We start from the raw sequence: 12916 nt of genomic DNA, 5'->3' as shown, positions 1-12916 counted from the left end.
CACGCAGCCGGCACAGGAACCACTCCATGAACAGCCGCTTCAAGGCCTGGCGTCATCCGCTTTTCGCAACCCTGCCGCTGCTGGCGATCCTCGCCGGCTGCACCGGTGGCGACACGGCCAAGCCCAAGACCCACGCCCTCGCCACCTACTCCAGCGCCACCTGGGAAGCGCTGCCCGCCGTGTCCGACAACGACCTGGTGGCCGGCTTCGGCTCGTGGCGCAGCGCGTGCAACCGGCTCAAGGCCGACCCGGTCTGGGGCAAGACCTGCGCGGCGGCGGCCGATGTCCCGCAGAGCGCCGGCAACATCCGCGCGTTCCTCAAGCAAAACCTCGACGTCTACGGACTGCGCGCCGAGAACGACAACCCCAACGGTCTGATCACCGGCTACTACGAGCCGGTGTACCCCGGCAGCCTGACCCAGACCGCCACGGCGAACGTCCCGGTGTACGGCGTGCCTGACGACATGATCATCGTGTCGCTGGACAGCGTGTACCCCGAGCTCAAGGGCAAGCGCCTGCGCGGCCGCCTCGAAGGCCGGGTGCTCAAGCCCTACGACGACGCGGCGACCATCGAGAGCAAGGGCGTCAACGCACCGGTGGTGGCCTGGCTGACCGACCCGATGAACCTGCAGTTCCTGCAGATCCAGGGCTCGGGCAGGATCCAGACCGACGACGGACGCCAGTTGCGCATCGCCTACGCCGACCAGAACGGCCACCCGTACCGCCCGATCGGCCGCTGGCTGGTGGAACAGGGCGAGCTGAAGAAAGAAGACGTCACCATGGGCGCCATCAGCGACTGGGCCAAGGCCAACCCGTCGCGCATTCCGGAACTGTTGGGCAGCAACCCCAGCTACGTGTTCTTCACCCGCAACCCGGACAGCAACGAAGGCCCGCGCGGCTCGCTGAACGTGCCGCTGACCGCCGGCTACAGCGCGGCGGTGGACCGCAAGGTGATTCCGCTGGGCAGCCTGCTGTGGCTGTCCACCACCCGGCCGGACGGCACCGCCCTGGTGCGCCCGGTGGCCGCGCAGGACACCGGCGGCGCCATCGCCGGCGAAGTGCGCGCGGACCTGTTCTGGGGCACCGGCGATGCGGCGGGGCAACTGGCCGGGGACATGAAGCAGCAGGGGCAGATCTGGATGCTCTGGCCTAAGGGCACGGCGCTGCCGCAAGTGCCGCAGGTGGCCGACACGGTCAAGGGCAAGTCCTGATTCCGCCTGCGGCAGTCAGGTCGCAATCGCGGGCAAGCCCGCTCCCACAGGGATCAGCGTTGTCCTCGTGGGAGCGGGCTTGCCCGGGCGACGGTCCTGCGCAGAGGCCGGCGCAGACGCTGGATATCCGGCAAATGCCGCTCAGGCCGAAACCACGAAGAACGCCGCAATCAACCCCATCCCCACAAACCACACCAGCGACCGCAGCACCGCCCAGTCCGCCAGGTAGCAAATGATGTAGAGCAGGCGGCTGGTGATGAACAGCACCGCCAGCACGTTCACCGTCACCAGTTCAGCGGTGCCCACCAGGTGCGCGACGATCACGGCGGCGACGAAGGCCGGCGTCACCTCGAAGCTGTTCAGCTGCGCCGCATGGGCCCGCCGTGCCAGGCCATTGAGGCTCTCCAGAAAGTCCCGGGGATCATGGTTGTCACTCATCCTGTAGCCGCCGACGGCCTTGGCCACGGCAGTGCACAGGTACGGCAAGAAAATCGCGATCAATACACACCACAAAGCCACGGTCATAGCACAGTCCCTTTTTCGTGTCGTTCGAATGGCGGGCGGATCAGAACTTCATCACCAGCATGCCGATCAGCACCAGCCCACAGGCTAAGAGCCGCGGCCGGCCGAAAGGTTCTTTGAGGTAGCGCATGCCGAACAGCACCACCAGGATCACGCTGATTTCCCGCAGCGCCGCCGCTTCGGCGATCGAGCCCAACTGCATCGCCCACAGCACCAGAGCGTAGCTGAACAACACGCAGAACCCGACCGCCAGCCCCAGCGTCCACTGCGTGCGCCAGAACTGGCCGAACGCCGGCCGCTTGGCCACCCACGCCAGCAGCGGAAACGGCCAGGCGCTGAGCAGCGTGACCCAGGCCAGGTAATCCAGCGGGTGCGACCAGCGCCGCAGGGCCTGGCCGTCGATGTAGGTGTAACAGCCGATGCACAGGCCGATCAGCGCCACCACCGGCAGCATCGACCACGGCAGGCGCGCCCCGCCGCCGCCCTGCCACAGCAGGCAGGCCATGCCGAACGGGATCAGCAGGATGCCGAAGATCTGCTGCGCCGTGAGCGCTTCCCCGGCGAAGACCAGGGTCAGCGCCAGCACCACCAGCGGCGACAGGCCCCGCATCAACGGATAGACCAGCCCGAGGTCGCCCGCCCGGTAGGCCTGGATCAACAGGTAGCGGTACAGCAGCTCGAACGCCGCCGAGGCGAGGATCCACGGCCAGATGTCCAGCGGCGGCACATTCGCGAAAGGCAACGCCACCGCGACGAACAGCAACGCCACCGTGTCCATGCAGGCCACCACCAGCAGGCGCTCGGCGCTGAACTTGATCAGGGTGTTCCACGCCGCATGCAGCAGGGCCGCCATCAACACCAGAGCCGTCGCCAGCACATTGCTCTCCTCGAGTTCGCCGGCGCTGCGCAAGGGCCGCCGGGCAATTAGTCATATTATTGATTCGCGATGTGTCCGCAGCTGTTTATACTGCACGCGACCACGCCGCACTCGGTTGCGCACAGACCTATTCCAACAATGACTGCCTGACCCGTTCTCCGCCCGAGACCGACCGTCGGCCTGCGCCTGCCTGAACGAAGCGTCAAGACTACAGACAGAGACCTTGCGCATGCCACTCGCCTTGCTTGCACTGGCCGCTGCCGCCTTCGGCATCGGCACCACCGAATTCGTCATCATGGGCCTGCTGCCCGATGTGGCCCGCGACCTCGCCGTGAGCATTCCCCACGCCGGCCTGCTGATCACCGGCTACGCGCTGGGTGTGGTGTTCGGCGCGCCGGTGCTGGCGGTCGGCACCGCCAACATGCCGCGCAAGGCGACGCTGCTGGGCATGACCCTGATGTTCATCCTCGGCAACGTGCTCTGCGCGCTGGCCCCGAACTACGCGACCCTGATGGCCGCCCGGGTGGTCACCGCGCTGTGCCACGGGGCGTTCTTCGGCATCGGGTCGGTGGTCGCCGCCGGCCTGGTGGCGCCGAACAAGCGCGCCCAGGCCATCGCGCTGATGTTCACCGGCCTGACCCTGGCCAACGTGCTCGGCGTACCGTTGGGCACCGCGCTCGGCCAGTTCGCCGGCTGGCGCTCGACCTTCTGGGCCGTGGCCGCCATCGGCGTGGTCGCCGCCCTCGCCCAGTGGCTGTGGCTGCCCAGGCACATCCCGATGGAGCGCGCCGACCTGGCCAGCGAATTCAAGGTGCTGGGCAAGGCCAACGTGCTGCTGGCGCTGGGCATGAGCGTGCTGGCGTCCACCAGCCTGTTCAGCGTGTACACCTACATCGCGCCGATCCTGCAGGACGTCACCGGCATCAGCCCCCACGGCGTGACGGTGATGCTGCTGTTGTTCGGCGTCGGCCTGACCGGCGGCAGCATGCTCGGCGGCCGCCTGGCCGACAGCCGCCTGCTGCCGTCGCTGGTGGGCGTGGCGCTGGCGGTGGTGGTGATTCTGGCGGCGTTCAGCCAGACCAGCCGTTCGGCGGTGCCCGCCGCCATCACCCTGGTGCTGTGGGGCGTGTTCGCCTTCGCCCTGTGCCCGATCCTGCAACTGCTGATCATCGACCAGGCCCATGAAGCGCCGAACCTCGGCTCGACCCTGAACCAAAGCGCCTTCAACCTCGGCAATGCGTCGGGCGCGTGGATCGGCGGGCTGGTGGTGGCCAGCGGCGCGGACCTGGCGGACCTGCCGTGGACCGGCGCCCTGGTGGGCGTGCTCACCGTGCTGACGGCGCTTTTCTTCATTTACCTGCAACGCCGGCGCATCGCTGCGGTCAATGCCTGCGGCTGAAGCACCGGCTGCCCTGTGGCGAGGGAGCGTGCTCCCGCCCGGCGGCAACCTGAATGCGCGGCCGCTGCGTACCCCGGAGCAAGCTCCCTCGCCACAGGGGACTCATGTGCCCCTGAGCGGCGCCGGCCCATCCAACCCTTGCGTCCAAGCATCGGACGCGCCTCTTCCATCCCCCATCCAAAGGACCCCGGATGCTTGAACTCGTTGCTGCGTTTATCTGCCTCACCACCCTCCTGACCTTCGTGAACTTCCGCTTCATCGGCTTGCCGCCGACCATCGGCGTGATGGTCACCGCACTGATGTTCTCCCTGCTGCTGCAAGGCCTGAGCTTTCTCGGCTACCCGGGCCTCGAAGAGCGCGTGCAGCAACTGATCGGCCAGATCGACTTCGGCGACCTGCTGATGAACTGGATGCTGTCGTTCCTGCTGTTCGCCGGCGCCCTGCACGTCAACCTCAACGACCTGCGCAGCTACCGCTGGCCCATCGGCCTGCTGGCCACGTTCGGCGTGCTGATCGCCACCGCCGTGATCGGCAGCCTCGCCTACTACATCTTCGCCCTGTTCGGCTGGCACGTGAGCTTCCTCTACTGCCTGCTGTTCGGCGCGCTGATTTCCCCCACCGACCCGATTGCGGTGCTCGGCGTGCTGCGTACCGCCAACGCCTCGAAACCGCTCAAGACCACCATCGTCGGCGAGTCGCTGTTCAACGACGGCACCGCCGTGGTGGTGTTCACCGTGCTGCTGGGCATCGCGCAACAGGGCGAGACCCCGACCCTCGGCGCCACGGCCCTGCTGTTCGCCCACGAGGCCATCGGCGGCGTGCTGTTCGGCGGCCTGATCGGCTACTTGGCGTACCTGATGATCAAGAGCATCGAGCAGCACCAGATCGAAGTGATGCTGACCCTGGCGCTGGTGATCGGCGGCTCGGCCATGGCCACCGAACTGCACGTCTCGGCGCCCATCGCGATGGTGGTGGCGGGCCTGATCATCGGCAACCTGGGGCGCAACCTGGCGATGAACGACATGACCCGCAAGTACCTGGACGGTTTCTGGGAGCTGCTCGACGACATGCTCAACGCCCTGCTGTTCGCGCTGATCGGCCTGGAGCTGTTGCTGCTGCCGTTCAACTGGCTGCACGTGGCGGCGGCGAGCCTGCTGGCGCTGGCGATCCTGCTGTCGCGCTTGCTCACCGTGGCCCCGGCCATCGTCCTGCTGCGGCGCTGGCGCACGGTGCCGCGCGGCACCATCCGGATCCTGACCTGGGGCGGCCTGCGCGGCGGCGTCTCGGTGGCGCTGGCCCTGGCCCTGCCGCTGGGCCCCGAGCGCGACCTGCTGCTGAGCATCACCTACATCGTGGTGCTGTCGTCGATCCTGCTGCAGGGCCTGAGCATCGGCCGGCTGGTGCGGCACGCGACCCGCGACGAACCGGCACCCGCCGCCGGCACGGCGCACCACTGATCACTTTTTGATCGCCTTCGGGCCGGGCCGCGCGTCCCGGTCCGCAGGCGCCTTCGGACCGCCGCTTTCGCTGCGGATCTGCGCGTGGCTGATCAGGGCGAAGATGCAACTGCCGCCGATGATGTTGCCCGCCAGCGTCGGCCCGGCGAACACCGCCCAGAAATCGCTCCACGGCAGTTCCCCGGCGAACACCAGGTACGACACTTCCGCCGATCCCACCACGATGTGAGTGAAGTCGCCCAAGGCCATGAGGTAGGTGATAAGGATGATGATCCACATCTTCGCGCTCTCCATGGACGGGATCATCCAGACCATGGTGGCGATCATCCAGCCGGAGACGATGCCCTTGGCGAACATCTGGCTGGCGTGGTTCTCCATGACCTTGCGCCCGATCTCGAGGAAGGCCTCGTCGGTCTTGCTGTCGAAGATCGGCAGTTCGAGCATCACGTAGGCCACCAGCAAGGTGCCGCACAGGTTGCCGGCAAGCACCACCGTCCACAGCCGGATCAGGCGGCCGACGTTGCCCACCGTCGGCCGGGTCATCACCGGCAGCACGGCGGTCAGGGTGTTTTCGGTGAACAGTTGCTGACGGGCGAGGATCACCGCGAGGAAGCCTGCGCAATAACCGAAACTGGCGATCACCTTGAACTCGTCGCCTTCGGGCAGGCGCGAGTTGAGCAGGCCCATCCCCATCAGCGACAGGCCCATGGTCAGGCCCGCCGCCAGCGCCGACCACCACAGCGCAGCGATGCTGCGCTCCAGTTCCTGGTCGCCTTGGGTGCGGATGATTTCGTGCAGCACGGCCGCGCGGGGCGGCTGGCTTTTCTCGACTTCGTGCCGTTCCTTGGGCGAAAGGTCTGGGGTCTTGCCGTCTGTCGGAGTGGTCATGGCAGGCAATCCGGTGGCGGGGTTATTTAGCTACGACCCGCGCCGTTCGGGACTGTTCACCGGCCTGGAGAATCTCCGCGGCTGTGCGGCCGCCCTCGCGGGCAAGCCCGCTCCCACAGGGAACATCGCTGTCCTTGCGCAAGCGGGCCTGCCCGCGATGGGAGCGATACCGGCCTTACCGGACCGGCACGTCGTCCTTGAACTGGTCTTTGACGTACTTGATCTCGGTGCGTCCGTGCGGCGCCGGCAGGCCGTCTTCGCCGAGGTTGACGAAGACCATCTTCTCGACGGTCAGGATGCTCTTGCGGGTGATCTTGTTGCGCACTTCGCAGGTGAGGGTGATCGAGGTGCGGCCGAACTCGGTGGCGGTGATGCCCAGTTCGATGATGTCGCCCTGGCGCGAGGCGCTGACGAAGTTGATCTCGGAGATGTACTTGGTCACCACACGCTGGTTGCCCAGCTGGACGATGGCGTAGATCGCCGCCTCTTCGTCGATCCAGCGCAGCAGGCTGCCGCCGAACAGGGTGCCGTTGGGGTTGAGGTCTTCGGGTTTTACCCACTTGCGGGTGTGGAAATTCATCTTCACTCCTGAGCGTCTTGCCGAATGATGGTCGCCATCATGTCAGACCGAACGGTCACGCTCCATGAGCCATCCGCTATGGCCATCATTGGCAATCTTCATTTGGCCGACAGAAACCCTTTGGAAGATCAGTCTAGACGGCTATAATCGCCCCCGTTTCAAAACGGTAACCTTCACGCGCTACCGTTTTCCCGCCACCTGTCCGAGGGGCGCTGCAGCAGGTTCCACCTGTCAGGCTCGGATGGGGCGTTGACCGGCCTTGCGCCGGACACCAAACGCACAACGGCGCCCATTCGCATACATTACGAATGGAGGCTCTTCATGAGCGCTGTAATCACGCCTGCAGATTTCACCGACTACAAGGTCGCCGACATGTCCCTGGCTGCCTGGGGCCGTCGCGAAACCATCATCGCCGAATCGGAAATGCCTGCCCTGATGGGTCTGCGCCGCAAGTACGCCGCCGAGCAGCCGCTCAAAGGCGCCAAGATCCTCGGCTGCATCCACATGACCATCCAGACCGCCGTGCTGATCGAGACCCTGGTCGCCCTGGGTGCCGAAGTGCGCTGGTCGTCCTGCAACATCTTCTCCACCCAGGACCAGGCCGCCGCGTCCATCGCCGCCGCCGGCATCCCGGTCTTCGCCTGGAAAGGCGAGACCGAAGAAGAGTACGAGTGGTGCCTGGAGCAGACCATCCTGAAGGATGGCCAGCCATGGGACGCCAACATGATCCTCGACGACGGCGGCGACCTGACCGAGCTGCTGCACAAGAAGTACCCGCAAGTGCTGGATCGCGTCCACGGCGTGACCGAAGAGACCACCACCGGCGTTCACCGTCTGCTGGACATGCTGGCCAAGGGCGAACTGCGCATCCCGGCCATCAACGTCAACGACTCGGTGACCAAGTCCAAGAACGACAACAAGTACGGCTGCCGTCACAGCCTGAACGACGCCATCAAGCGCGGCACCGACCACCTGCTGTCCGGCAAGCAAGCGCTGGTCATCGGCTACGGTGACGTGGGCAAGGGCTCGGCCCAGTCCCTGCGTCAGGAAGGCATGATCGTTAAAGTGTCCGAAGTCGACCCGATCTGCGCCATGCAGGCCTGCATGGACGGTTTCGAACTGGTTTCGCCGTTCATCGACGGCATCAACGACGGTTCCGAAGCGAGCATCGACAAGGCGCTGCTGGGCAAGATCGACCTGATCGTGACCACCACCGGCAACGTCAACGTGTGCGACGCCAACATGCTCAAGGCCCTGAAGAAGCGCGCCGTCGTCTGCAACATCGGCCACTTCGACAACGAAATCGACACCGCTTTCATGCGCAAGAACTGGGCATGGGAAGAAGTGAAGCCACAGGTACACAAGATCCACCGTACCGGCCCGGGCGCTTTCGACGCGCAGAACGACGACTACCTGATCCTGCTGGCCGAAGGCCGTCTGGTGAACCTGGGCAACGCCACCGGTCACCCGAGCCGCATCATGGACGGTTCGTTCGCCAACCAGGTGCTGGCGCAGATCTTCCTGTTCGGCCAGAAGTACGCCGACCTGTCGCCGGCCCAGAAAGCCGAGCGCCTGACCGTGGAAGTGCTGCCGAAGAAACTCGACGAAGAAGTGGCCCTGGAAATGGTGCGCGGCTTCGGCGGCGTGGTCACCCAGCTGACCAAGCAGCAGGCTGACTACATCGGCGTGACCGTCGAAGGCCCGTTCAAGCCGCACGCTTACCGCTACTAAGAGCGGCTGCGAGCTTCAAGCGGCAAGCAAGGCCACAAGCCGGGCTTGCCGCGCGAAGCCCGAAAGCGCTGCCCCTATTTGTCAAAACAGTGTCAGGCCGCAAGCTTCAGGCACGAGAGACCGGCGCACCTCCGCCGCTCTTACAGCTTGAAGCTTGCAGCTTGTAGCTGGAGGTTCCCTCCATGTCCCAAGAACGTCGCTACAGCTTCGAGTTCTTCCCGACCAAGACCGATGCTGGGCATGAAAAGCTCCTCGCCACTGCCCGCCAGTTGGCCACCTACAACCCCGACTTCTTTTCCTGCACCTACGGCGCGGGCGGCTCGACCCGTGACCGCACGCTCAACACCGTCCTGCAGCTGGAAAGCGAAGTCAAAGTCCCGGCCGCACCGCACCTGTCGTGCGTCGGCGACAGCAAGGCCGACCTGCGCGGCCTGTTGAGCCAGTACAAGGCAGCGGGCATCAACCGCATCGTCGCCCTGCGCGGCGACCTGCCGTCCGGCATGGGCATGGCCAGCGGCGAGCTGCGCCATGCCAACGAGCTGGTCGAATTCATCCGTGAAGAGACCGGCGACCACTTCCACATCGAAATCGCCGCCTACCCGGAGATGCATCCCCAGGCGCGCAACTTCGAGGACGACATCGCCAACTTCGTACGCAAGGCCAAGGCCGGCGCCGACAGCGCGATCACCCAGTACTTCTTCAACGCCGACAGCTACTTCTACTTCGTCGACCGCGTGAAGGCCCTGGGCGTGGACATCCCGGTCGTGCCGGGGATCATGCCGATCACCAACTACAGCAAGCTGGCGCGCTTCTCCGATGCCTGCGGCGCGGAAATCCCGCGCTGGATCCGCAAGCAGCTGGAAGCCTACGGCGACGACACCCAAAGCATTCAGGGCTTCGGCGAACAGGTCATCACCGACATGTGCGAACGCCTGCTGCAGGGCGGCGCGCCGGGGCTGCACTTCTACACCCTCAACCAGGCCGAACCGAGCCTGGCGGTGTGGAACAACCTGAAGCTGCCGCGCTAACGGTCGTCAGCTTCAAGCGGTAAGCGGTAAGCGGTAAGCGGTAAGCGGTAAGCGGTAAGCGGTAAGCGGTAAGCGGTAAGCGGTAAGCGTGACGGGAAATCGCAGTTCGGGAAAACGCCTACGGAAGTTTTCGCAACTGCGATTTTTTGCTTTCAATGCCCGAAACAGAGCTTCTGCCGCCGCTTTCTGGCTCTTTCCCGATTCTCGTCGTACTCTCCAGTCATGCCTTTGATCGCGCAGTTTTTCACCGTGCTGGTTTTCGCTTGCCTGAGCTTCGCCGCCCGGGGCGAGAAATTGCGTATTGTCACCGAGCCCTGGGCGCCCTACGTCTATGAGGACGGCGGCAAGAACCTGGGGCTGGACTACGAAACCACCGCCATCGTCTTCAAACGCCTGGGCATCGAGGTCGAATGGCAGTTCCTGCCCTGGAAGCGCTGCCTGTCGATGCTCGAGACCGGCCAGGCCGACGGCGCGCTGGACATCTTCCACAGCGACGAGCGCGACGCCACCCTGCTCTACCCCAGCGAACCGCTGTCGGTGGTGGAGTTCGTGATGTTCTACGCCAACGCGCGGCCGCACCCGTTCCGCACCCTCGACGAGCTCAAGGGCCTGACCGTCGGCACCTCCCCCGGCTACCTGTACAGCCAGGACTTCAGCGAATCGCCCTTGTTCACCCGGGAACCGGCCCCGACCCACGAGGCCAACTTCGGCAAACTGGTGCGCGGGCGCATCGACCTGCTGATCACCGACCGCCGGGTCGGCCAGCACCTGCTGGACCAGCTGGGCATCCGCGACCAGATCACCGAGAACCCGACGGTCATCAGCCGACAGAGCCAATACCTGGCCGTGCGGCGCAACGCCGGGATGGATCTGCTGGTGCAGCGCTTCGGCGCCGAGCTCAAGCGCTTCAAGCGCGAGCCGGCCTACGCCGAGCTCAGCGCACGCTACGGGGCCGCCCCTGCCGCCGCCGCGCCGCTGGAAAGCGCCAGCACCGCCGGCAAGGCCGTTGAGCAGCAGGAACGCAGCGCACAGTGATTGCTCTGTTATACTCCGGCGTTCCCGCCAGGCTCACGCCCGGACGCCCGGATCCGTAACAGGCCTCCCGACCCGCTACAGCGCAGCTTTTCAGCCCGCGCGAGCGCTCCGGACGAGCCTTCGGATGCGCCGCAGGACCGGACGGGACCGCGTCACCTTAAACGCGGTTCGCGCCAGGCAAGACTCCCATTGGGCCCAGCCCTAACTAAAAACAGGATTACTCATGTCCTTTGCTTCCCTCGGTCTCTCCGAGGCTTTGGTCCGCGCTATCGAAGACGCGGGCTATACCGAGCCTACTCCGGTGCAACAGCGGGCCATTCCCGCCGTGTTGCAAGGTCGCGACCTGATGGTCGCGGCACAGACAGGTACCGGTAAAACCGGCGGTTTCGCCCTCCCGATCCTGGAGCGGCTGTTCCCCAACGGTCACCCGGACAAGTCCCAGCGCCACGGCCCGCGCCAGCCGCGCGTGCTGGTGCTGACCCCGACCCGCGAACTCGCGGCCCAGGTGCACGACAGCTTCAAGATCTACGCCCGCGACCTCAAGTTCGTCAGCGCCTGCATCTTCGGCGGCGTCGGCATGAACCCGCAGGTCCAGGCCATGGCCCGTGGCGTGGACGTGCTGGTGGCGTGCCCCGGCCGTCTGCTCGACCTCGCCGGCCAGGGCAGCATCGACCTGTCCCACGTCGAGATCCTGGTGCTGGACGAAGCCGACCGCATGCTCGACATGGGCTTCGTGCACGATGTGAAGAAAGTCCTCGCCCGCCTGCCGGCCAAGCGCCAGAACCTGCTGTTCTCGGCGACCTTCTCCAAGGACATCACCGACCTTGCCGGCAAGCTGCTGCACAACCCTGAGCGCATCGAAGTCACGCCGCCGAACACCACCGTCGAGCGCATCGAACAGCGCGTGTTCCGCCTGCCGGCCAGCCACAAGCGTGCGCTGCTGGCCCACCTGATAACCGCCGGCGCGTGGGAACAGGTGCTGGTGTTCACCCGCACCAAGCACGGCGCCAACCGCCTGGCCGAGTACCTGGACAAGCACGGCCTGCCGGCCGTGGCGATCCACGGCAACAAGAGCCAGAACGCCCGCACCAAGGCCCTGGCCGACTTCAAGGCCAACGAAGTGCGCATCCTGGTGGCCACCGACATCGCCGCCCGTGGCCTGGACATCGACCAGCTGCCGCACGTGGTCAACTACGAGCTGCCGAACGTCGACGAAGACTACGTGCACCGCATCGGCCGCACCGGCCGGGCCGGCCGCTCGGGCGAGGCGATCTCGCTGGTCGCGCCGGACGAAGAGAAGCTGCTCAAGAGCATCGAGCGCATGACCAAGCAGAAGATCGCCGACGGCGACCTGATGGGCTTCGATGCCAGCGCCGTGGAAGCCGAGAAGCCGGAGGCCCGCGAGCGTCCCGACGGCCGCAACCCGCGCAACGCCCGCAGCCCGCGCGGCGAAGGCCAGAACGGCGGCGGCCGCAAGGACAAAGGCAAAGACAAGGGCAAGGAAAAGGACAAGTCCGCTTCCGGCGAGAAGTCCGAACGCGGCGAGCGTCCGGCCCGTCAGCGCAAGCCCCGCGAAGGCTCCCGCGAGCAGCGCGAACAGCGCCAACCGAGCCAGCCGCCACGGGCAGCGGCTGACCGTGCGCCGGACGAATTCCTCGACGACGACATCGACAACTTCGGCAACCGCGTCGACTACGTGCCGAAGCAGGCCCCGGCAACGGGCCGTGGCCGTCGTCCCGGCGGTTCCGGCCAAGGCCAGGGCTCCGGCGCACCGCGCAACGGCCAGTCCCAGGGCCGCCAGAACGGCCAGCCACGCAATGGCGGCGGCGGATCGCGCAGCGGTTCGTCCCGTGACGGCCAGGGCCGCCGCGACGAGTCGCGCAACCGCCGCCCGAACCGCGACGACGCCTCCCGCGCCGAACCCGCCGTGCAGAACCCGCGCAGCACCGGGCCGAAGATCATGCACAAGGAGTCCAAGGCCGACCGCTTCCCGACCCCTGAGCAGCTCGACCAACTGCCGAGCCGCCCCCGTGGCGAGAAACCGGCTTTGCTGACCCGCAACCGCTGATCTCGCGCCGCTGAAAAAATGCCCTGGTTCGCAAGAACCGGGGCATTTTTGCAAAAGCCATGGGCGATCCTGCCCCTTGAGGGAGCCAGCCTGCTGGCGATGGGGCCGGCATGTCCAAGG

The 12916-nt window shown here is 66.1% G+C and carries 11 protein-coding genes and 1 riboswitch; of the genes, 7 read left to right on the top strand and 4 right to left on the bottom strand.

Going from position 1 to position 12916, the window contains the following annotated elements; translation table 11 throughout:
• The first annotated feature begins 26 nt into the window (after positions 1 to 26).
• Entirely contained in the window at positions 27 to 1211 is a 1185-nt protein-coding gene (mltA, locus tag KVG96_RS26555; protein WP_217894660.1) for a murein transglycosylase A, read from the top strand.
• 141 nt (positions 1212 to 1352) lie between these two features.
• On the opposite strand, the gene KVG96_RS26550 is transcribed toward mltA, so the two are convergent.
• Both KVG96_RS26550 and KVG96_RS26545 read right to left on the bottom strand, forming a co-directional pair.
• Positions 1353 to 1736: an MAPEG family protein gene (locus KVG96_RS26550; protein ID WP_217894659.1), complete on the bottom strand. Its 384-nt coding sequence runs from the start codon at positions 1734 to 1736 to the stop codon at positions 1353 to 1355.
• Between the two features lie 40 nt (positions 1737 to 1776).
• Positions 1777 to 2610: an EamA family transporter gene (locus tag KVG96_RS26545; RefSeq protein ID WP_217894658.1), complete on the bottom strand. Its 834-nt coding sequence runs from the start codon at positions 2608 to 2610 to the stop codon at positions 1777 to 1779.
• Between the two features lie 229 nt (positions 2611 to 2839).
• On the opposite strand from KVG96_RS26545, the gene KVG96_RS26540 reads away from it, so the two are divergent.
• Both KVG96_RS26540 and KVG96_RS26535 read left to right on the top strand, forming a co-directional pair.
• Positions 2840 to 4009, top strand: coding sequence for an MFS transporter (locus tag KVG96_RS26540; RefSeq protein ID WP_217894657.1), 1170 nt, complete (start codon positions 2840 to 2842; stop codon positions 4007 to 4009).
• Positions 4010 to 4200: 191 nt separating this feature from the next.
• Positions 4201 to 5466: a cation:proton antiporter gene (locus KVG96_RS26535; RefSeq protein WP_217894656.1), complete on the top strand. Its 1266-nt coding sequence runs from the start codon at positions 4201 to 4203 to the stop codon at positions 5464 to 5466.
• Here KVG96_RS26535 and KVG96_RS26530 read toward each other — a convergent pair whose 3' ends face one another.
• Together KVG96_RS26530 and KVG96_RS26525 are read right to left on the bottom strand one after the other, a co-directional pair.
• Positions 5467 to 6354 (bottom strand): formate/nitrite transporter family protein, encoded by an 888-nt coding sequence (locus tag KVG96_RS26530; protein ID WP_217894655.1) that lies wholly within the window; start codon positions 6352 to 6354, stop codon positions 5467 to 5469.
• 175 nt (positions 6355 to 6529) lie between these two features.
• Positions 6530 to 6934, bottom strand: a complete 405-nt coding sequence (locus KVG96_RS26525; RefSeq protein ID WP_217894654.1) for an acyl-CoA thioesterase — start codon at positions 6932 to 6934, stop codon at positions 6530 to 6532.
• Between the two features lie 198 nt (positions 6935 to 7132).
• Positions 7133 to 7232, top strand: a riboswitch (S-adenosyl-L-homocysteine riboswitch).
• Between the two features lie 23 nt (positions 7233 to 7255).
• Here KVG96_RS26525 and ahcY point away from each other — a divergent pair.
• The 4 genes from ahcY (at position 7256) to rhlE2 (ending at position 12796) form a co-directional block, all read left to right on the top strand.
• Entirely contained in the window at positions 7256 to 8665 is a 1410-nt protein-coding gene (ahcY, locus tag KVG96_RS26520) for an adenosylhomocysteinase (RefSeq protein ID WP_217894653.1), read from the top strand.
• Positions 8666 to 8847: 182 nt separating this feature from the next.
• Positions 8848 to 9693: a methylenetetrahydrofolate reductase [NAD(P)H] gene (gene metF, locus KVG96_RS26515; RefSeq protein WP_085580772.1), complete on the top strand. Its 846-nt coding sequence runs from the start codon at positions 8848 to 8850 to the stop codon at positions 9691 to 9693.
• A gap of 222 nt (positions 9694 to 9915) precedes the next feature.
• Positions 9916 to 10728: a substrate-binding periplasmic protein gene (locus KVG96_RS26510; protein WP_217894652.1), complete on the top strand. Its 813-nt coding sequence runs from the start codon at positions 9916 to 9918 to the stop codon at positions 10726 to 10728.
• Between the two features lie 223 nt (positions 10729 to 10951).
• Positions 10952 to 12796: an RNA helicase RhlE2 gene (rhlE2, locus tag KVG96_RS26505; protein WP_217894651.1), complete on the top strand. Its 1845-nt coding sequence runs from the start codon at positions 10952 to 10954 to the stop codon at positions 12794 to 12796.
• Positions 12797 to 12916: the final 120 nt, after the last annotated feature.

Origin of the sequence: Pseudomonas ekonensis, assembly GCF_019145435.1 — a bacterium.
GTDB lineage: Bacteria > Pseudomonadota > Gammaproteobacteria > Pseudomonadales > Pseudomonadaceae > Aquipseudomonas > Aquipseudomonas ekonensis.
Note: the sequence above shows the minus strand (reverse complement) of the source record. Positions and strands in the feature narration are given on the sequence as shown.